Origin of the sequence: Belnapia mucosa (genome assembly GCF_016775475.1) — a bacterium.
Lineage (GTDB): Bacteria > Pseudomonadota > Alphaproteobacteria > Acetobacterales > Acetobacteraceae > Belnapia > Belnapia mucosa.
Genome location: NZ_JAEUXJ010000008.1, coordinates 109,516 through 129,454, shown reverse-complemented (window position 1 = coordinate 129,454; position 19,939 = coordinate 109,516). Strand labels below are relative to the sequence as shown.

The 19,939-nt window shown below is 71.2% G+C and carries 18 protein-coding genes; 11 read left to right on the top strand and 7 right to left on the bottom strand.

Annotation, left to right across the window (positions count from 1 at the left end; all coding sequences use genetic code 11):
- The first annotated feature begins 269 nt into the window (after positions 1-269).
- A complete protein-coding gene (locus JMJ55_RS18720) occupies positions 270-683 on the top strand; it encodes a response regulator transcription factor (RefSeq protein ID WP_202827114.1) in 414 nt (137 codons plus the stop codon).
- 35 nt (positions 684-718) lie between these two features.
- Here the strand turns inward: JMJ55_RS18720 and JMJ55_RS18715 are convergent, their stop codons facing one another.
- Together JMJ55_RS18715 and JMJ55_RS18710 are read right to left on the bottom strand one after the other, a co-directional pair.
- Complete coding sequence (locus tag JMJ55_RS18715; protein ID WP_202827113.1) at positions 719-1,399, bottom strand: response regulator transcription factor; 681 nt, start codon at positions 1,397-1,399, stop codon at positions 719-721.
- 12 nt (positions 1,400-1,411) lie between these two features.
- Positions 1,412-4,513: a PAS domain S-box protein gene (locus JMJ55_RS18710; protein WP_202827112.1), complete on the bottom strand. Its 3,102-nt coding sequence runs from the start codon at positions 4,511-4,513 to the stop codon at positions 1,412-1,414.
- Between the two features lie 291 nt (positions 4,514-4,804).
- On the opposite strand from JMJ55_RS18710, the gene JMJ55_RS18705 reads away from it, so the two are divergent.
- The 4 genes from JMJ55_RS18705 to JMJ55_RS18690 all read left to right on the top strand — a co-directional run bounded on the left by JMJ55_RS18705 (position 4,805) and on the right by JMJ55_RS18690 (position 8,198).
- Positions 4,805-5,149 (top strand): c-type cytochrome, encoded by a 345-nt coding sequence (locus JMJ55_RS18705; RefSeq protein WP_202827111.1) that lies wholly within the window; start codon positions 4,805-4,807, stop codon positions 5,147-5,149.
- 135 nt (positions 5,150-5,284) lie between these two features.
- Positions 5,285-6,247, top strand: coding sequence for a 1-phosphofructokinase family hexose kinase (locus JMJ55_RS18700; protein WP_202827110.1), 963 nt, complete (start codon positions 5,285-5,287; stop codon positions 6,245-6,247).
- A 2-nt stretch (positions 6,248-6,249) separates the two neighbouring features.
- Positions 6,250-7,176 carry a glucokinase gene (gene glk, locus JMJ55_RS18695; protein ID WP_236033829.1) on the top strand — a complete coding sequence of 309 codons (927 nt, stop codon included), beginning with the start codon at positions 6,250-6,252 and terminating at the stop codon, positions 7,174-7,176.
- Between the two features lie 11 nt (positions 7,177-7,187).
- Positions 7,188-8,198, top strand: a complete 1,011-nt coding sequence (locus JMJ55_RS18690; RefSeq protein ID WP_202827109.1) for a 2-hydroxyacid dehydrogenase — start codon at positions 7,188-7,190, stop codon at positions 8,196-8,198.
- 42 nt (positions 8,199-8,240) lie between these two features.
- On the opposite strand, the gene JMJ55_RS18685 is transcribed toward JMJ55_RS18690, so the two are convergent.
- The gene (locus JMJ55_RS18685; protein ID WP_202827108.1) at positions 8,241-9,089 is read right to left on the bottom strand and encodes a universal stress protein; all 849 of its coding nucleotides are present in this window, start codon (positions 9,087-9,089) and stop codon (positions 8,241-8,243) included.
- A gap of 295 nt (positions 9,090-9,384) precedes the next feature.
- Between JMJ55_RS18685 and phnF the strand changes: the two genes are divergently transcribed.
- Entirely contained in the window at positions 9,385-10,158 is a 774-nt protein-coding gene (gene phnF, locus JMJ55_RS18680) for a phosphonate metabolism transcriptional regulator PhnF (protein ID WP_236033828.1), read from the top strand.
- A 191-nt stretch (positions 10,159-10,349) separates the two neighbouring features.
- Entirely contained in the window at positions 10,350-11,360 is a 1,011-nt protein-coding gene (locus tag JMJ55_RS18675) for a tripartite tricarboxylate transporter substrate binding protein (protein ID WP_202827107.1), read from the top strand.
- Positions 11,361-11,462: 102 nt separating this feature from the next.
- On the opposite strand, the gene JMJ55_RS18670 is transcribed toward JMJ55_RS18675, so the two are convergent.
- Positions 11,463-12,641 (bottom strand): uroporphyrinogen decarboxylase/cobalamine-independent methonine synthase family protein, encoded by a 1,179-nt coding sequence (locus JMJ55_RS18670; protein ID WP_202827106.1) that lies wholly within the window; start codon positions 12,639-12,641, stop codon positions 11,463-11,465.
- A gap of 199 nt (positions 12,642-12,840) precedes the next feature.
- Here JMJ55_RS18670 and JMJ55_RS18665 point away from each other — a divergent pair, with 199 nt between their 5' ends.
- Positions 12,841-13,809 carry a Bug family tripartite tricarboxylate transporter substrate binding protein gene (locus JMJ55_RS18665; RefSeq protein WP_202827105.1) on the top strand — a complete coding sequence of 323 codons (969 nt, stop codon included), beginning with the start codon at positions 12,841-12,843 and terminating at the stop codon, positions 13,807-13,809.
- 51 nt (positions 13,810-13,860) lie between these two features.
- On the opposite strand, the gene JMJ55_RS18660 is transcribed toward JMJ55_RS18665, so the two are convergent.
- Positions 13,861-14,463, bottom strand: a complete 603-nt coding sequence (locus tag JMJ55_RS18660) for a TetR/AcrR family transcriptional regulator (RefSeq protein WP_202827104.1) — start codon at positions 14,461-14,463, stop codon at positions 13,861-13,863.
- Between the two features lie 174 nt (positions 14,464-14,637).
- Between JMJ55_RS18660 and JMJ55_RS18655 the strand changes: the two genes are divergently transcribed.
- Genes JMJ55_RS18655 through JMJ55_RS18645 form a run of 3 tightly spaced genes read left to right on the top strand, consistent with a single transcriptional unit; the run spans position 14,638 to position 18,426 of the window.
- Entirely contained in the window at positions 14,638-15,135 is a 498-nt protein-coding gene (locus JMJ55_RS18655) for a (2Fe-2S)-binding protein (RefSeq protein ID WP_202827103.1), read from the top strand.
- Positions 15,132-16,187, top strand: a complete 1,056-nt coding sequence (locus tag JMJ55_RS18650; protein ID WP_202827102.1) for an FAD binding domain-containing protein — start codon at positions 15,132-15,134, stop codon at positions 16,185-16,187. Before JMJ55_RS18655 ends, JMJ55_RS18650 begins: the two co-directional genes overlap by 4 nt.
- Positions 16,180-18,426 (top strand): xanthine dehydrogenase family protein molybdopterin-binding subunit, encoded by a 2,247-nt coding sequence (locus tag JMJ55_RS18645; protein WP_202827101.1) that lies wholly within the window; start codon positions 16,180-16,182, stop codon positions 18,424-18,426. The genes JMJ55_RS18650 and JMJ55_RS18645 overlap by 8 nt, the downstream gene beginning before the upstream one ends.
- A gap of 33 nt (positions 18,427-18,459) precedes the next feature.
- On the opposite strand, the gene arsB is transcribed toward JMJ55_RS18645, so the two are convergent.
- Positions 18,460-19,539 (bottom strand): ACR3 family arsenite efflux transporter, encoded by a 1,080-nt coding sequence (gene arsB, locus JMJ55_RS18640; RefSeq protein ID WP_456237080.1) that lies wholly within the window; start codon positions 19,537-19,539, stop codon positions 18,460-18,462.
- Complete coding sequence (arsC, locus tag JMJ55_RS18635) at positions 19,536-19,919, bottom strand: arsenate reductase (glutaredoxin) (RefSeq protein ID WP_202827100.1); 384 nt, start codon at positions 19,917-19,919, stop codon at positions 19,536-19,538. The genes arsB and arsC overlap by 4 nt, the downstream gene beginning before the upstream one ends.
- Between the last annotated feature and the right edge of the window lie 20 nt (positions 19,920-19,939).

Sequence of the window (19,939 nt, the reverse complement as noted above, 5' to 3'; positions counted from 1 at the left end):
GCGATCGCCGGGCCCCATGCGCCGGCGCAGGCAAGACCACGGGCAGGGCTACGTAGAACTCCGCAATGGCCGCGCAACATGGCGGGCGTCATAGTCGCAGGATGGTCGGGACCGGGAGCGACCGGTGCCATGTGCCTCCGTGCCGAGCATTCGGGCGGGAACAGGCGGCCCGGTCACGCAGGTTGGAAAGGACGCTTCAGGCCGTGTGCCCGGACGAGGTATTCTCCGCTGGCTGCCCATCCGGGGCCATGGACGGGACGGCGGATGCCATGCCAGGCCATCCTGTCCTGGCCTTCATCGTCAGCCCGGATGCCGCCGTGCGCCGCTCCCTGGTCCTGCTGCTGGAGGCGGAGGCGATCGGGACCCGCTCCTTCGCCTCGGCTGGTGAACTTCTCGCCCAATTGCCTGCATTCCGCAGGGCGCCGACCACCCGCCGCTGCGTCCTGGTGGAGGAGCGCCTGCCGGGAAAGGTCAGTGGCCTCCAGCTGGCGGGGCAATTGTCCGAGGCGGATCTGAACCTGAAGACCATCATCCTGCATGCGGCGGTCAGACCGGCGGCGGCCCGCCAATCCGGCCAGACGCCCGCCGATACCGTCTTCGCCGATCCCTTCCACATGGATGCCCTCCTGCAGGAAGTCAGAACAGCGCTGCAATTGCCGGATGCCGCGCAAGGAGTGCCCTGAGCCTCCGATACGCCAAGGGCATCCGCCCACTTGGCCTATGGCTTGTGCTGAGGCTCCGCCATATCCGCCAACACGCTGAGGCGCACCGCCTCGGCCAGGCTCCCGACGCCGAGGCGGGCCAGCAGCCGCAGGCGATGGACCTCCACCGTGCGCGGGCTGATCCCGAGTTCATGGGCGATCACCTTGCTCGGCTTGCCCTCCATGGCGAGGTCGAGAACCTCGCGCTCGCGCGGCGACAGCGTGGCGATCACGGCGGCGGCCTGCGCGACCTCGGGCCTTGTGCTGGCCTCCTGCGATGCGGCACCCGCTGCCTTCGCCTCATCGGGGTCCGGCAGGGCCAGCGCGGCCCGGACGATGCCGAACAGCGCCTCTTCCTCGAAGGGCTTCTCGATGAAGTCATAGGCCCCGTCCTTCATGGCACGCACCGCCATGGAGACGTCGCCATGCGCCGTCATGACCAGGATGGGGCGCTGGAAGCCCTGCTCCCGCAGCCGGCGCAGCAATTCCAGCCCGTCCATCTCCGGCATCCGGACATCCGTGAGCACGCATCCCGGCTCCTCCGCCAGGCCGGGCAGGGCGGCGAGGAATGCAACGGCCGAATCATGCGTTTCCACCGCCAGCCCGAAGGAGGTCAGCAAGGTGGCGACGGACCAGCACACGGCCTCGTCGTCGTCGATCACATGCACCGCGCGGGTCGCTTCGGGCCCTGTTGCCATGGAAGGCGCTCCTCACACCATCGCCTGGTCCGGCGGCGCCGCCGGCAGGGTGAGGCGGAACACCGTGCCGCCTCCCGGATTCGGCTCGGCCCAGAGGCGCCCGCCATGCGCCTCGATGATCGAGCGGCAGATCGAGAGCCCGACCCCCATGCCGTTCGGCTTGGTCGAGACGAAGGGCTCGAACAGGCGGGCCGCGACCTGCGGGGCGAGGCCCGGTCCCGTATCGGCGACGGCCAGGCCTACCTCATCGGTCCCACGGGCGGCAGCCGTGACGGCGAGTTCGCGCCGCTCCTGCGGCTCTCCCTCCTCGGTCATGGCCTCGATGGCATTGCGCATGAGGTTGAGCAGGACCTGCTGGATCTGGATCCGGTCCACCAGCACGGGCGGCAGATCCGGGGCGAGGTCGAAGGTGACGCGGACGCCCCGCTGGCGCGCGCCGACCAGGGCGAGGGCGCTCGCCTCGTCGATCAGCCCCGGCAGCCTTTCGAGCTGTCGGTCCGCCTCGCCCTTGGCGACGAATTCGCGCAGCCGCCGCACGATCTGGCCGGCCCGCAGCGATTGCGTGACGGCCCGCTCCATGGCTTCGATGGCCCGCTCCGGCAGGGCCGGCCCGCCATTGGCCGCCCGTGTCGCGGTCCGCAGCATCCTGAGGGCCGCGCCGGTGGAGCTGGCGATGGCCGTCAGCGGCTGGTTCAGCTCATGCGCCAGGGCGGAGGCCATCTCTCCTGCGGCGCTGACGCGCGAGACATGCAGCAGCTCCGATTGCAGCTCCTGCAGGCGGCGCTCCGATTCCTGCTGCTCGGTCAGGTTGCGGACGAAGCCGGTGAAGAGGGGCCGGCCCGCGGAGCGGACCTCGCCGACGGTGAGCTCCATGGGGAAGGTCGAACCATCGCGCCGCATGCCGGTAACCACGCGCCCGATGCCGATGATGCGGCGCTCGCCGGTTGCCAGGTAATGCGCGATGTAGCCGTCATGCCGGTCGCGGTCGGGGCGCGGCATGAGCATGGAGACATTGCGGCCAATCGCCTCCGCCGCGGACCAGCCGAAGAGGCGCTCCGCCGCGGTGCTGAAGGAGATCATGATCCCCCGCTCGTCGATGACGACCATGGCATCCGGGACGGTCTCGAGGATGGAGCGAAGCTGCTGCTCCGCCTCGCGCAAGGCACCCTCGGCGCGGAGGCGTTCCCGCAGCACGGCCACATACTGGGCGATCGTGCCGAGCAGGGCGAGATCCTCCTCCGAGAAGCCGTCGCGCTGGCGCGTGCCGAAGGACAGGGTGCCGATCAGCCGTTCCCCGACCACGAGCGGAAAGGCCACATAGGCCCGGACGCCCAGCCTGCGAAGGACATCCAGCGCCGGGTCGTCTGAAGTCTGAACCTCCGTCCGATGAATGGGCTGGCGCGCCTGTGCGGCCGCGCCGCAGACCGCCTCGCCCAGCCGGAGCCATTCCAGCTCGGGCCTGATGCCGTCCGGAACGCCGAACATATCCACCAGCCGAAGTTCGTCACCGGCAGCCCCCTCCATGCGGTAGTTGAAGGAGATATCGATTCCGAGCCTCTCCGAGAGGGAGCGGAACAGGCCGACCAGCACGGCATTGGGGTTCGCGGCGGTCAGGAGATTGCCTGCCGCCTCGGACAGGAGCTGCAGCCGGGTCGAGCGGTCCAGCAGCTCGGCCCGGATGCGCCAGAGCGGCGTGACATCCACCATGGACTCGACGATGCTGATAGGCTGGCCGTCGGCGTCGCGGCGCAGGGCCTTCCGGCTGGCGACGACGACCTCCTCGCCGGAGCGGATGCGCTGCCGGATCTCGCCCGTCCATTCGCCGCCCGTCTCGAGGGCGGTCTCGATCTCCGGGAGGGGCACCGGATAGACCGTGCGCAGCAGCCGATGCGACACGTGTCCGACCGCCTCCTCCGCGGTCCAGCCGAAGAGCCGTTCGCATCCCGCCGACCAGTACCGGATCGTGCCGTCCAGGTTTCGCGCCATGAAGGCGCCGAGGTCCAGCGTGCCGAGCGTTTCGCGCATCGCTTCGGCGGCCGCGCGGCGCTCCCCCTGCAGGCGGAGCGCCATGCGCGCTTCCGCAACCTGCCGCGTGCGGCGCAGCGTCAGCACGACCAGCCCCAGCAGGGCGAGCACCGCCGGAATGCCGAAGCTGGCCTCCCAGAGCAGCACCCGCCGCCAGCGGGCGATGATGGCGTCCCTCGTCTGCGTGACCGCCGCGGCGATCGGCCATCCGGCCACCCGCTGGACGGCGATGAGCCCTTCGCGGTCATCAAGGCCGGTGCGGGCCTCGGCAAGGCCATATCCGGCCGGGCTGGCCATGATGCGCCGAAGCGGGCCGTCCGGCGGGATGGGCGGAGGCAGGTCCTCGAAGCCCGAGCTGCGGGCAAGCAACTCCCCATCGGTGCGGATCAGCGCGATGGTCTGGTCGGTCGTATCGGCCAGGCGCTGCAATCCCTGCGACAGGTCCCGGGGCCGAAGCGAGACGAGCGCCACCCCCTGGAAGCCCGCGCCATCCGCGGGCAGGGGCGTCCTGCCCAGCGCCGCCGCGCCGCGGCGCTCGGCCAGGGCGAAGAAGAGCTCCCCCGCCGCACGGTCGCGGTAGAGTCTGCTGACCAGGGCCGCCGGCGCCGCCGAATCCCGCAATTGGCGGACGACATCGCGGTCGTCGAAGCGCGTATCCGCAGGAACCGGGAACAGGTTGCTGGCCACCAGCAGCCTTCCCTGCGCATCGAGCGCGTCGAGGGCATGGATGATGGGACGCGAGGCGGCGAGCTGCTGCAAGGCCTGGTGCAGGTCCGGCTCCCGTTCCCGGATCTGGTCGTCGGACAGGCCGCGCAGCAGCTCGTCCACACGGTCGGCCAGCAGGGCGTGGCCATCCAGCACCCGGGCCGCATATTCCGCGGCCGCGCCGGCTGTGGCGGTCAGCTCGGCGCGGGCCTGATCCCAGACCTGCCCCCAGGCCATCCAGGCGCCGAAGGCCAGGATGCTGGCCGGCACCATGATGGCCGCCGTCAGGAGGGCGGCGAAGGTCCAGGCCTGCGATGGAGGAGCGTTGCGATCCGAGCCCGCACCATCCGGCACCACGGGCGATAGCCGCTTCAGGAACGGCATCGCACCGGGAGGCCATCCAGGCGAGGATCGCGGCCGCGCAAGCTGATCAATCCCATGATGTCAGCTCCTCCCGACACCCGGCCTGTCAGCCGAAGCTTTCGAGAGGCCTTTCAAAGTTGCCTCAGCAGGTCAGGGAGATTTGCCTCGATCGGTGACATCAGGACAAGGCTTGCCGCGTTCCCAGTGGTGCGAGTCCGGCGGGTCACGCCGAAGCCCGCCTTTGACCTGGATCAAGGGCGGCCAGGCGGGGCTGGCGCAAGGTTCACGCAATGCGAATAGGAAGGACCAGGCATGCTTCGGACGCTGTTCCTCTCGCTCGGCCTCATGCTGGCGGCGCTGCAGCCCGGATGGGCGCAGGACGATCCTGACAAGCTGGAGGAGGGGCGGCGCCTGGCCGCGATCTGGTGCAACAACTGCCACCTGACCGGCGCCGGGACTCAGGGCCGCGCAGCCGATGCGGCGCCCTCCTTCCGCAGCATCGCGCGCATGCCCTCCACCACCGCGCTCTCGCTCCACGCCTTCCTGCAAACTCCCCATAACTTGATGCCGGACTATCATCTGAGCCGCGAGGAGCAGGACAGCCTGGTCGCCTATATCCTGAGTCTGAAGGGATCGCAGGAGCCAGTCCGCCGCTAGCATTCCGCTGGATGCAGGCCTCGCCGCGGCACATGCCGGTGCGGCGAGACCTGCCCATCGCCATGCGGCGCGTCCCGGTGCGATAAGGTCCGGCCACCTGCTTCCCGCCGGCCCATGGCCCTGGAGTGCGCCGCCATGCCCCCGCTGATCGCCACGCTGACGCTGAACCCGACGATCGACCTGGCGAGCGAGGCCAAGGCGGTGCAGCCCGTGCGCAAGGTGCGGACCTTCAACGAGCGGCAGGATCCGGGCGGGGGCGGGGTGAACGTCTCCCGCGTCATCCGTGAATTGGGCGGGGAGACGCTGGCGGTGATCCTCGCCGGCGGCGTGACCGGGCGGTTCCTCGAGCAATTGCTGGACGAGGCCGGGGTGCCCCGGCAGAGCATTCCGATCGCGGGACATACGCGGATCAGCCAGACCGTGCTCGATCTCGGCAGCCGGCAGGAATACCGCTTCGTGCCCGAGGGTCCGCAGGTCCGCGAGGCGGAATGGGGTGCGGCGCTGGCGGCCCTGGAGGAGCTGAAGGCCGGCTGGCTCGTCGCCAGCGGCAGCCTGCCGGCCGGGGTGCCGGAGGATTTCTACGCCCGGGCGGCCGCGATCGCGGCGCGCCGGGGGATGCGCTTCGTGCTCGACACCTCCGGCACGGCCCTCCGGGTCGCGTTGGAGGGGGGCGGAGTCGAATTGGCCAAGCCGAGCCGCGGCGAGTTCGAGACGCTGGTGGGGCGCGAGCTGCGCGACCCGGTGCTGCTGGAGGCCGCGGCCATGGAGTGGGTGCGCTCCGGCCGGGTGCGTCACCTGGCGGTGACCCTGGGGCATGAGGGCGCCTTGCTGGCGACGGCCGAGGGCACGCTGCGCCTGCCCGCGCTGGACGTCCCCGTGCGCGGCGCGGTCGGGGCAGGGGACAGCTTCCTGGGCGCGATGACGCTGGCCCTGGCTCGCGGCGCTGCCGTCCCGGATGCCTTCGCCTGGGGTGTATCGGCGGGGGCGGCGGCCGTCTCGAATGCCGGCACGGCGCATCCGCAGCGGGCGGAGGTGGCGGCGCTGCGGCAGCGGATCAGCGATGTTCCGTTGGGCAGCGCGATGGGAGAGGGTGGCTGAACATGCGGCTCGTCGGCGATATCGGCGGCACCAATGCCCGCTTCGCGCTCTGCGAGCCGGGCGGCCTGCCGCAGGAGGAGCGGAAGCTGCCCGTGGGCGCCTATCCCGGGCTGATCGAGGCGGCGCAGGATTACCTGGCCGGGCGACGGGTGGATGAGGCTGTCCTTGCCGTGGCGACGCCCGTGCTGGGTGATCTGGTCGCTTTCACCAACAGCCCCTGGCGCTTCACCATCGCCGAGGCGCGGGAGCGGCTGGGCCTGCGGAATCTGGCCGTGATCAATGATTTCGTCGCCCAGGCCTGGGCCATCCACGGGCTGCAACCGGCCGATCACCACACGCTGAAACCGGGCACCGCTCGGCCCGGGCGGCCGCGCGTGGTGATCGGGCCCGGCACCGGGCTGGGCATCGCCTTCCTGATGAACGAGAGGGACGCGGCGCAGGTCCTGCCGAGCGAGGCGGGGCACAGCTCCTTCTCGCCGCAGGATGAGCGGCAGGCGGCGATCCTGGCCGGGCTCCGGCGGGAGTTCGGCCATGTCTCGACCGAGCGGGTGCTCTCCGGGCCCGGGCTGCTGCGGCTGGCGAATGGCCTGGCGGAGCTGGAGGGGCGGGCGGAACGCTTCGCCTCCCCGCCCGAGGTGAGCGAGAGGGCCGCGGCGGGATGCGCGCTGGGCCTGGAGGCGGTGCGGATGTTCTCCGCCATCCTGGGCGCCACCGCGGGGGATCTGGCGTTGACGTTGCTGGCGGATGGCGGCGTGCACGTTACCGGCGGGCTGTGCCGCAACCTGGGGCCCCTGCTCGATCGAGATGCGCTGATCCGAGGCTTTACCAATAAGGGGCGCTTCGCGGGCTATTTGGAGGCGCTGCCGATCGACCAGGTGATGCGGGCCCATGCCGGGCTGCTGGGGGCGGCGCTGTACCGGGCCGGGTAGGAGGGAAGCCGATGCAGGTGGCCGTCTTCAGCACCAAACCTTATGACCGGCGCTTTCTCGATGCCGCCAATGCCGCCGCTGGCGGGCGCCATCGGCTCGACTATCTGGAACCGCGGCTCTCGCCGGCGACGACGGTGCTGGCGCGCGGCGCCGATGCCGTCTGCGCCTTCGTCAACGATGCGGCGGATGCCGCCACGCTGGAGGCGCTGTCCGGCGCGGGCCTGCGGCTGATCGCCCTGCGCTCGGCGGGCTTCAACAATGTGGATCTCGTCGCGGCACGCCGGCTCGGCATCACCGTGGCGCGCGTGCCGGCCTATTCGCCGGAAGCAGTGGCCGAGCACACCATCGCCATGATCCTCGCGCTGAACCGGCGCATCCACCGGGCCTATAACCGGGTGAGGGAGGGCAATTTCGCGCTCGACGGCTTGCTCGGCTTCGACATGAAGGGGCGGACGGTCGGGGTCGTCGGCACCGGGCGGATCGGCGCGGCGTTGGCGCGCATCGCCCTCGGCTTCGGCTGCCGGGTGCTGGCCTATGACCTGCGGCCCGATGCCGATCTGGTCGCGGCCGGCGTGGCCTATGCGCCGCTGCCGGAATTGCTGGCCAATGCCGACATCGTCTCGCTGCACTGCCCGCTGACGCCGGAGACGCACCATCTGATCAATGCCGAGACCATCGGCCGGATGCGCCGAGGCGTGATGCTGGTCAATACCAGCCGCGGCGCCATCGTCGACACGCGGGCGGTGATCGACGGGCTCAAATCCGGCCAGATCGGCCTGCTCGGGCTCGATGTCTATGAGGAGGAGGCGGATCTGTTCTTCGAGGATCTCTCCGGCCGGGTGATCAACGACGATGTCTTCGCCCGGCTGCTGACCTTCCCGAATGTCCTCGTCACCGCGCACCAGGCCTTCTTCACCGAGGAGGCGCTGAGCGCGATCGCGGAGACGACGATCGCCAACATCACCGCCTTCGAGGAGACCGGCCGCGCGCTGCACGAGGTCTCCACCGAGCGGCTGGTCTGACCGGATCGCCGGGAGGCCCCGCCCTGCGGCGGGGCCCGCCGGTCAGTGGGACATCAGCACCGGGACCGTCATCTGCTGCAGCAGGCTGCGGGTCACGCCGCCCAGGACCATCTCCCGCAGCCGGGAATGCCCATAGGCCCCGATGACGAGCAAATCCGCCGACAGCTCGAAGGCGCGATTGAGGATCACGTCGCCGGCGCTGATCTCCGGCGCCGTCATATGCTCGACCGTCACCCGGACCCCGTGCCGGGCGAGATGGAGGGCGATATCGGCGCCCGGCTCCTCGCCATGGCCGTCCAGGCCGATCTGCGGATTGACGGTGAGCACCGTGACGGACTCCACCGCCGTGAGCAGCGGCAAGGCATCCTGCACCGCGCGCGCCGCCTCCCGGCCCGCATTCCAGCCGACCAGCACCCGCTTCCCGAGGGATTCGAAGCGCCCCGCATAGGGCACCACCAGCACCGGCCGACCGGAGGAGAACAGCGTCGCCTCGACCGCCGCATTGCTGGATGCCAGGCTGCCGGAGGGATCCGCCTGGCCGATCACGGTGAGATCGGCATAGCGCGCATGCAGGGCCACCTGCTCCGGGGTGACCCCTTCCACCAGCCGCCACTCGCCGGCGATGCCCTCGCGCCGCAGCTTTTCATGGAAGGCAGCCTCCGCCTTGGCGGCCTCGGCCAGGGCATCCCGCCGCATGGTGTCCAGCAACTCGCCCAGCATGGCGCCGCCACCGGCCGTATCGGCCGCCAGCATGATCGGCAGCACGATATCGACCACATAGAGGCCGGTGAGATGCGCCTCGTTCCGCCGCGCCAGATCGGCCGCAAGCTGCAGGCGTGTCTTCGCCTGCTCGCTGGCGTCGAGATGAATGAGGATGTCCTTGAGCCGCATCGCGCCCTCCTGCCGTCCTTCCAACTGGGTGGGATGGTGGCCCCTGTCCGCTAAGGCCGCGTTGATCGACATCAACGGATCGCCGCGATTTCCCATGCGCCAGCGATCGGCCCCGCGCCCACATAGATCGAAATTGAAACAAACGGAGCCGGGGCTTGCTTCTCGATGCGGTGCCGTTAAGAGTAAGATGCGAATCACTCGCAGAATAGGCATCGACGCCGTAGTTAAGTACGGATATCTAGATCACCTGGATGGCCGGCAGCACGGCCCAGACCTTTCGGCAGGTGACAACCCCATGGAAGATGGTGACGGCAGCCCTGGCACGGCGATGGCGCCTGGGCGCCTGACCCGGATCAGGGGCTATGTTCTCTGGCGCCAGGTCGCCCTGGCCCTGGAGGAGGAGATCATCTCGGGCAAGATGACTCCGGGCACCCCGCTGCCTGCGGCCGGCGAGATCGCCGAGCGCTTCGGGGTGAACCTCCATACCGTCCGGCGCGCCCTGCAGGATCTGCAGACCCGTGGCCTGGTGGTGACGCGGCAGGGCAGCGGCACCTTCGTCGCCGAGGCCGTTCTCGACTATCCGGTCGGCCGCCGCACCCGCTTCTCGGAATCGGTCCGGCGGCAGAATCATGAACCGGAGGGCCGGATCCTCCAGGTGCAGACCCTGCCGGCCGATGACGAGCTGGCGGCCCTGCTCGGCATCGCGCCGGGGCGGCCGGTGGTGATCGCGCATCGGCTGAACCTGGTCGATGGCCGCCCGCTCTGCATCGGCCGGCATTGCTTCCCGGCGGACCGTTTCCCGGAGATCGGGGCGGCGCTCCGCCAGGATTCCTCCGTCACCCGGGCCCTGGCCCGGTTCGGCATCGCCGATTTCCGGCGGCGGGTGACCCGCGTCACCACCCGCCTGCCCACGCCGGACGAGGCCGCGCTGCTGCAGCAGCCGCTCGCGGTGCCGGTCCTGCTGACCGAGGCGGTCAATGTGGACCTCGCCGGCGCCCCGATCGAGGCAAGCTTCGGCTGCTACGCCGCCGACCGCGTGCAGCTGGTGACCGAAGCGGGCGAGGGCTGACGGAACGGGGCGCCTTCCGGGCCACTCGGTTCGCCTGCGCATTTTCTTTGACACCGAACCCGGCCCGGCGCTGACTTCCCCCGCAACAAGGACGCCGCCGAGGCATCCAGGCTCCCGCCGCGATGCCGTCCCAGGTGGCCGGGGGAGGATAACGAATGCCGACAGATGAGGGCGGGCCGTGCGCGCCTGCGATGGTCCCAGGGCGCGATGCCGGGCGGGCTGCAACCCGTCGCCGCAGCCTGCTCGCGGCGCCCGCGCTGGCCCTGGCGCTGCGGTCGCCACGGGCCATGGCCCAGGGTCGCTACCCGTCCCGCCCGGTCCAGCTCCTCGTGCCCTGGGCGGCCGGCGGCGGCACGGATGCGGTCGCGCGCATGATCGGCTCCCTGCTCGAACGCGAGCTCGGCCAGCCGGTCGTCGTGGTGAACCGCACCGGCGGCCAGGGCGTGGTCGGCCATGCCGCGATCAGCAATGCGGCGCCGGATGGCCATACCATCGGCATGCTGACGCTCGAGATCGCCATGATGCATTGGGTGGGCCTGACCGAGCTCACCCCGCGCAGCTACACGCCGATCGCGCTGATGAACCAGGATCCGGCGGCGGTGATGGTCAATGCCGCCTCGCCCTATGCGGATATCCGCGCCCTGGCCGAGGCGCTGCGTGCGGCGCCGCCGCGGCGGTTCAAGGGCTCCGGCTCCGGCCGCGGCGGCAGCTGGCATCTGGCCTTTGTCGGCTGGCTGCGTGCCATGGGCCTCGGCGCCGACCATGTGCTCTGGGTGCCGGTCGAGGGCGCCGCGCTGGGGATGCAGGAGCTGGCGGCGGGCGGCGTCGACCTCGTGGCCTGCTCGCTGCCGGAGGGCAAGGGCATGCTCGATGCCAAGCGGGCCCGCCCCCTGGTGGTCATGGCGGCCGAGCGCAACGGGGCCTTCCCCGATGTGCCGACGCTGAAGGAGGCACTCGGCATCGACTATGCGGCAGGGCTCTGGCGCGGCATCGCCGGCCCGCCCGGCCTGCCGGCCGAGGCGAGGGAGGTGCTCGGCGCCGCGCTCGACCGCATCTACCGGTCCGAGGAGTTCCAGGGCTTCATGGCGACCCGCGGCTTCGGCACCAGCTTCGCCGGTGCCGCGGGCTTCGCCGCCTTCATGGATCGCTCGGACGCGGCGATGGGCCAGGCGCTGCGGGATGTGGGGTTGGCGAAGGGATAGCCGGCTCGGCCAGGGGTGGAGGGGCGGGCGGGGGCGTGGCCGCCTCCGCCAGCCGGGCATAGTCGCGGCGCACCTCGCAGATCCAGCACATGCGCGGCGCCCCTAGCCTGTCTTGGGAAAGAGCCGCGCCGAGGCGAGCCGCGCGCCTTCGGCCATGCTGCGGAGCTTTGCCCAGACCACGTCGGAAGCGACACGGCCACGGCCGGCCGAGGTGTCGAAGCCGCAATCGGTGCCGGCCAGCACCCGGCGCGGATCGCCCACCGCCCGCGCGACGCGCTCGATCCGCTCCGCCACGACCTCCGGATGCTCGACGAAATTCGTCAGGGTATCGATGACGCCCGCGACCATGAGCTGGTCGGACGCGATCGGCATGCGCTCCAGGCAGCGGACCTCATGCGCATGGCGCGGATTGGCGAAGGGCAGCACCAGGCCGCCGACCTCGGCGCGCAGCAGGATCGGCAGGATGTCTTCCAGCGGCACGTCCTGGTCGTGCGGCGCCTCGTAATTCCCCCAGCAGACATGCAGCCGCACCCGGTCGCGCGGGATGCCGACCAGTGCCCGGTTGATGGCCGTCACCACGCGCTCGACGAAGGCCAGGAAGTCCGAGAGCGGACGGTCGCGGTAGGAACAATGCCGCTCCAGCGCCAGGTCGGGGCAATCGAGCTGCAAGACCCAGCCCCGCGCGACGACGGCGCGGTACTCGACCGCGAGTGCCTCCGCGAGGGCCGCAAGATAGGCCTCCTCGGTGTCGTAGTGCCGGTTCTGCACGATGGAGGCGATGATCCCGGGCGAGGGCGCGGCCAGGAAGGCCTCGGCATGGCGGCCGGCGACGGGGGCGAGGGCGGCGGCGAAATCGTCGCACTCCGCCTCGATCGCGCGGGTGTCGCCATAGGCGACGGGGCCGATGGCGGCGGGCAGCAGGGCGGTGTTGCTCACCGCCTCCTTCGTGCCGGCCTGGCGGGTGAATTCGGCCTTGAACTCGGGATAGGCGTCGATATCGGCGAAGGTGGTGCGGATGCTCTCGCCGCCGATGCCGGTGAGGCGATGGCGGATATAGAGCGCGAAACTGTCCCGCTGCTGCTCGCCATTGTTGATCACGTCGAGCCCGGCTTCGATCTGCGCCGGGATGATGCGCTGCAGGGCCTCCCGCCCCGCCGCATCGATCGCCGCGGCATCCACCGCTTCGCCCCGGGCCCGGCGGGCATAGAGCTGCGTCAGGCCGGGCGGCCGCGGCAGGCTGCCGGTATGGGTCGTGAGGATGCGGTGTTCCGAGTGCTGCATATGGTGTTTCCCCGTGGTGCCGCGCCGGCGAGGGCGGGCCCGTTGCCGCCATCATAGAGCCCCGCCTCGGGCGAAGGCGATGCGGAATGGCCTTGGGGCAGCCTCCTGGCGCTCCGGCACCGCCTGTGGGAGCATCCGCAGGCCATGCCGAGGCAATAACGGCGTCGCCTATGCGCGAGGCGGGTGAGGAGGTGATGCCGTGACGAAGAGATCCTGGTTCCTGGCGCTGCTGGCGCTCGCCGCCTTTTCCGGCCCGGCCGCCGCCTGGACGCCCGATGGCCCCGTGCGCATCCTGGTCGGATCGGCGGCCGGCGGCCCGACCGACTCCCTGGCCCGGATCTTCGTCGAAACTGCACGGGCCAGGCTGCCGCAGCCGGTCGTCGTGGAAAATCTCACCGGCGCGGGCGGCAATATCGCCGCCGCCGCCGCGGTGCGGGCGCGCCCCGATGGCCGGACCTTCCTGCTCGGCTATGCCGCGCTGGTCATCAACAATCTCCGCGGCGATCCACCGGGGGCGGTCGATCCGACGCAGAGTCTCGTCCCCGTCGCCCGCCTCGCGACCTCGCCCGCGGTCGTGATGACACGGGCCAGTTCCGGCATCGAGGAGTTCAAGGCATTGCTCGCCCGCCTGCGGGCGAAGGGCGAGCCCGCATCCTGGGCGCCGCCGCTGCCGGGGACGGCGATGCATGTGGTCGGCGAGCAGATGGTCGCGCGGCTCGGCGTCCAGGCCGTGATGATCCCCTATCGCGGCAGTGCCGCCCTGCTGCCCGATTTCCTGGCCGGCCGCCTGACCTTCGTCTGCGACAACCCGACCGTCCACCTGTCCTATCTCCAGGACGGCTCGACCCGCGCCCTGGCCGTCGCGGCCGCGCAGCGCTCCGCCCTGCTGCCCGAGGTGCCGACGCTGGCCGAGCTCGGCCTGCCCGGGATCGACTTCACCTCCTGGCTCGGCGTGCTGGCGCCGGTCGGCACCGATCCGGCCGCCATCGCCGCCATGGCCGAGATCGCCCAGGCCTCCGTCTCCGGCGCCGAGGCGCGGGCGCGCCTGGCGGCGATCGGCCTGGAGCCTGCGCCCACAGGCAGCGAGGAATTCCGCGGCCTGATCGCGGGCGACCTGGCCCGCTGGAAGCCCGCGGTCGCCGCCGTGCAGGGGCAGATGCAGCAGTAACCAGCGGCTGGATGCCGGCGGCCAGATTTCCCCGGCCCGATCAGCCGAAGGTCACGCGGTTCCCGGCGGATCGCCCCGGCGCAGGCTCAGCCCATCCAGGAACACATCCAGCAGGCGCAGTGCCTGCTCCTGCCAGCCCGGCCCGTCCTGCAGATAGCAGAGCCCGATCACGGCCTTCAGCAGGTCGTCGGAACCGATATCGGTCCGCACCAGCCCGGCTTCCGCGGCGGGGCGCAGCAACATCCCCATCACCTCCTGGAAGCGCGTGGCCGAATAGGCCATGAGCTCCGGCGGCTTGTGGGCCGCGAGCGCAAGGGCGGTCCCCATGCCCTTCTTCGTTGCGACGAATTGCACCAGGGCGCGCATCCAGCGGCGCAGCGCCTCCATCGGCCCGTATTCGCCGGCAAGCTGCGCCGCGAGCTCCGCCAGCTGCTCCACCTCCCGCCGGTAGACTGCCTCGTACAGCGCCTCGCGGGTCGGGAAGTGGCGGTAGAGGGTGCCGATGCCGACGCCGGCCTCGCGGGCCACGGCTTCCAGCCCGGCCTCAGCGCCGCCTTGGGTGAAGACGGATTTCGCTGCCTCCAGCACGCGCTCTCGGTTGCGGATCGCATCGGCCCGGGGCTTGCGCGGCCGGGGGGCTGCCTCATCGGTCATGGGACCGGCCTAAACTCCTCACAAAAAACGGAGGTTCCCTCCGCTTCATCTTTGTAAACGGAGGGCGCCTCCGTATATGCGCCCTGGCCGCTGGTCACCTTAGCCCTGCAGTCGCATGGCAGTTCCCCCCTGCTGCGCAGCCTATCCGGAAACCGCCCTCATCGGAGGACCCGCATGAGCCTGTCGGTCACGCTTACCATCAACCATGTCGCGCGGAGGATCGAGCTGGACGATCCGCGCGTCACCCTGCTGGACCTGCTGCGCGAGCGGCTGGACCTCACCGGCGCCAAGAAGGGCTGCGACCGCGGCCAGTGCGGCGCCTGCACCATCCTGGTCGATGGCCGCCGCGTGAATGCCTGCCTGGCGCTCGCGCTCAGCCATGACGGGGCGGAGATCCTCACCATCGAAGGGCTGGCTGAGGGGGAGGCGCTGCATCCTGTGCAGGCCGCCTTCATCGCCCATGACGCCTTCCAATGCGGCTTCTGCACCCCCGGCCAGATCATGAGCGCCGTCGGCCTCATCGGCGAAGGCGAGGCCGGCGAGGATCCCGAGCGGGTGCGGGAGGGCATGAGTGGCAATCTCTGCCGCTGCGGCGCCTATCGCGGCATCACCGAGGCGGTGGTCGAGGCGACCCGCACCATGGCCGCCACCGCACAGGAGAAGGCGGCATGAACCGCTTCGACTATATCCGGCCCGGCACGGTCGCCGAGGCGGTCTCGGCCGCCGCGGTGCCGGGCAGCGCCTATCTGGCGGCGGGCACCAACCTGCTCGACCTGATGAAGATCGGCGTTGCCCGCCCCGAGCGGCTGGTGGACCTCAACTACCTCCCCGGCCTCGATGCGATCGAGGCACTGCCGGATGGCGGCGTGCGGATCGGGGCGCGGGTGCGCAATGCCGATCTCGCGCAGGATCCCGGTTTCCGCCGGCGCTTCCCGGCAGTGGCGGAGGCGCTGCTCTCCGGCGCCTCGGGCCAGCTGCGCAACATGGCGACGGTCGGCGGCAACCTGTTGCAGCGGACGCGCTGCCCGTATTTCCAGGACACGGCCAGCGCCTGCAACCGGCGTGCGCCCGGCAGCGGCTGCGATGCGCGGGGCGGCGAGAACCGGCTGCATGCCGTGCTCGGCTGGAGCGAGGCCTGCATCGCCACGCACCCCTCCGATTTCTGCGTGCCCCTGGTGGCGCTCGGCGCCGTGGTGGAGATCGCGGGGCCGGCCGGCCCGCGCGAGGTCCCGCTGGCGGACTTCCACCTGCTGCCCGGCGCGACGCCGGAGCGGGAGAGCGTGTTGGCGCCGGGCGAGTTGGTCACCGCGCTGCGCCTGCCGGCCGAGGCCGCCGGCTTCGCCGCGCATGCCCGCTATGTGAAGCTGCGCGAGCGCACCTCCTACGCCTTCGCCGTGGTCTCGGCTGCCGCAGCGCTGCGGATCGAGGATGGCCGGATCGCCGCGGCGCGGCTGGCGCTGGGCGGTGTCGCCGCCAAGCCCTGGCGCGCGGAAGCGGCCGAGGCAGCGCTGGTGGGCGCCGCACCGGATGCTGCCGCCTTCCAACAGGCGGCGGAGATCGCGCTGGCGGAGGCCCGGCCCTCCGGCGACAACGCCTTCAAGATCGAGCTGGCGCGGCGCATCGCCCGCCGCGCGCTGAGGCTCGCCGCGGCCGGCACGCCGGAGCGGCTGCCGGCCCTGCCGGCCTCTCCCTTCGCCCCCCTTTCCGGAGGTCTCCATGGCTGAGCCCCAACGCATCCGGCATGGCTCCAGCCTCGGCCAGCCGATCACGCGCCGCGACGGCGTGCTGAAGGTCACCGGCCAGGCCCGCTATGCCGCGGATAACCATCCGCCGGGCCTGCTCCATGCCGTGCTCGCCACCAGCCGCATCGCCAGGGGGCGCGTGGCGTCCCTGGATGTCGCGGCGGCCCGGGCGCATCCCGGCGTGGTGGCAGTGATGACGCCGGAGAACCGGCCGCCCCTGGCGATGGACCCGGACGACAAATCCGTCCCCTTCTCCTTCAAGCTCGACCTGCTGCAGAACGACCGCGTGCGCTATCCCGGGCAGCCGATCGCCGTGGTGATCGCCGAGACGCTGGAAGCCGCGACGGAAGGCGCCGCGCTGCTCGCCCCGCGCTATGAGGCCGAGCCCGCCAGCGTGTCGCTGGACGATGCGGAGCCTTTCGTCCCGCCCATGATCGGCGTCGGCGATCCGGCGGAAGCGCATCACGGCGATGTCGATGCCGGCCTCGCCGCGGCAGCGCAGCGGATCGACGCGACCTATGAGACGCCGACGCAATTCCACAATGCGATGGAGCCGCATGGCGTCGTCGCATCCTGGGATGGCGACCGGCTCTCGCTCGACATGCCGACCCAGGGCCTTGCCATGACGCAGATGCGCCTGGCCGCGCTGTTCGGCATCCCGGCGGAGGGCATCCATATCCGCAGCCCCTTCATCGGCGGCGGCTTCGGCTCGAAGCTGCTGAGCGGGCCGCAGGCGCTCGGCATCCTCGCGGCGCGGCTGGTCGGCCGGCCGGTGAAGCTGGTGCTGACGCGGGCGCAGATGTATGGCCCCGTCAGCCATCGCGCGCCGACGCGGCAGCGGCTGCGACTCGGCACCGCCGAGGATGGCGCGCTGACGGCGCTGGATCACCATGTCCGCGCCGCGACCAGCCGCTTCGATGATTTCATCGAGCCGTCGGCCAGCATCAGCCACACGCTGTACGCGGCGCCGGCCATCGCCACCAGGACCGAGGCGGTGCGGCTCGATGCCGGGACGCCGGGCTTCATGCGCGCCCCCGGCGAGGCCAGCGGCAGTATCGCGCTGGAAAGCGCGATCGACGAGATGGCCGCAGCCTGCGGCATGGACCCGCTGGCCTTCCGCCTCAGGAACTACGCCGAGGTGGAGCCGGTCTCCGGCAAGCCCTTCTCCTCCAAGGCGCTGCGGGAGTGTTATGCCGAGGGCGCGGCGCGCTTCGGCTGGGACGGCCGGCCGCTGGCGCCACGGCAGATGCGCGACGAGCAGGGGCTGCTGGTCGGCTGGGGCATGGGCACCGCGACCTTCCCGGCGATGATGTTCCATGGCGAGGCGCGGGCGGTGATCCGGCGCGACGGCACGGGCCTCGTCGAGACCGGCGCGCATGACATGGGGCAGGGGGCCTGGACGGCGCTGGCGCAGATCGCGGCCGATAGCCTCGGCCTCAATCTCGCGCAGCTGGAATTCCGCTCCGGCAGCTCGGACCTGCCGAATGCCGGCCTCGCCGGCGGTTCCACCCATACCGCCACCGCGGGCGGCGCGGTCCATGCCGCCGGCACGCAGGCGATCGCGCGGCTGACGGAAGTGGCGGTGGCGGATCCGCGTTCGCCGCTGTTCGGTGCCGGCAATGTCGGCGTCGTCGCGCGCGACGGCCGGCTGGTGCGCTGGGACGATGAGAGCCGCAGCGAGAGCTTCGCCGATATCCTCGGCCGCGCCGGCCTGCCGGAGATCGAGGCGCGCGGCAGCGCCGCCGGCGATGCCGCGGCGATGGAGCACTATGCGATGCATGCGCATGGCGCGGTCTTCGCCGAGGTGAAGGTGGATCCCGAGCTCGGCCAGATTCGCGCCACGCGGCTGGTCGGCGCCTTCGCCGCGGGCCGGATCATCAACCCGCGCCTGGTGCGGAGCCAGTATTACGGCGGCATGATCTGGGGCGTGTCCTTCGCCCTGCATGAAGGCGCCGTGCTGGACCCGCGCACCGGGCGGGTGATGAATGCCGACCTCGCCGAATACCATGTCCCGGTGAATGCGGATGTCCCCTCGGTCGAGGCGATCCTGGTCGAGGAGGAGGATCCGCATGTGAATGCGCTCGGCATCAAGGGCGTCGGCGAGATCGGCATCACCGGCACCGCCGGCGCGGTCGCCAATGCGGTCTGGCATGCGACCGGGGTGCGCGTCCGGCGCTTCCCGATCGCGATCGAGCAGTTGATCGGCGGGAAGGAGGCCTGATCGGAAGGGCGGGGCCGGTTGGCACCCGCCCGGTCAGCCCGCGCGCCGCTCGTACCAGGGGCGGGTGCGGCGGACGATCTGCACCACCGAGAGCATCACCGGCACCTCGATCAGCACGCCCACCACCGTCGCCAGGGCCGCGCCGGACTGGAAGCCGAACAGGGCGATGGCCGTCGCCACCGCCAGTTCGAAGAAGTTGGAGGCGCCGATCAGGGCCGAGGGGCCGGCGACGCACCACGCCACCCCGAGCCGCCGGTTCAGCCAATAGGCCAGGCCGGCATTGGCATAGACCTGGATCAGGATCGGCACCGCCAGTAGGGCGATGACGAGCGGCTGGCGCATGATCTGGTCGCCCTGGAGCCCGAACAGCAGCACGAGGGTCAGCAGCAGGGCCGCAAGGGATAGCGGCGCCAGCATCCGCAGCCGCCGCTCCAGCGCCGCCGGCCCGCCCTGCCGCAGCACCGCCCGGCGCCAGAGCTGCGCCATGGCGACCGGCACCACGATATAGAGCACGACCGAGAGCAGCAGGGTGTTCCAGGGCACGGTGATGGACGACAGGCCGAGCAGCAGCCCGACCACCGGCGCGAAGGCCACCACCATGATCAGGTCGTTGAGCGCCACCTGCGACAGGGTGAAATGCGGCTCGCCATCCACTAGGTTCGACCAGACGAAGACCATGGCGGTGCAGGGCGCCGCGGCCAGCAGGATCAGCCCGGCCATGTAGCTGTCGATCTGCTCGGCGGGCAGGTAGGCGCGGAACAGGCCGCCGATGAACAGCCAGCCCAGCAACGCCATGGAGAAGGGCTTCACCAGCCAGTTCACCGCCACCGTCGCCGCGATCCCGCGCCAATGCGCCCGCACCTGCCCCAGGGCGCCGAGATCGATCTTGAGCAGCATGGGCACGATCATCAGCCAGACCAGCAGGGCGACCGGCAGGTTCACCTCGGCCAGGGTTGCCTCGCCGATCAGGCGGAACAGGGCGGGGACCGCCTGCCCCAGCAGGATACCGGCGATGATGCACAGCGCCACCCAGAGGGTCAGGTAGCGCTCGAACACGCCCATGGAGGGCGCCTTGGCGGCCGCGGCTGCGCTGGCCGCCGCCCCGCCGCTCACTGCGCCGTCCCTGCGGCCTGCCGCGGCTCCGGCAGGAGGTCGAGCACCGTCTCGGACGGACGGCAGAGCTTCACCCCGAGCGGCGTCACCACGATGGGGCGGTTGATCAGGATCGGATGCGCCATCATCGCATCGAGAAGCTGGTCGTCGGTCAGGGCCGGATCGCCGAGGCCGAGTTCCGCATAGGGCGTGCCCTTCTCCCGCAGCACCGCACGCACGGGGATGCCCATGCGCCGGATCAGCCCGGCCAGCTCGTCCCGGCTCGGCGGGGTCTTGAGGTATTCGACCACCCGCGGCTCGACGCCCGTGTTGCGGATCAGGCCGAGCACGGTCCGCGACGTGCCGCAGGCGGGGTTGTGGTAGATCGTGACATCATCCATCGCGTGATCTCCTTCGGCGC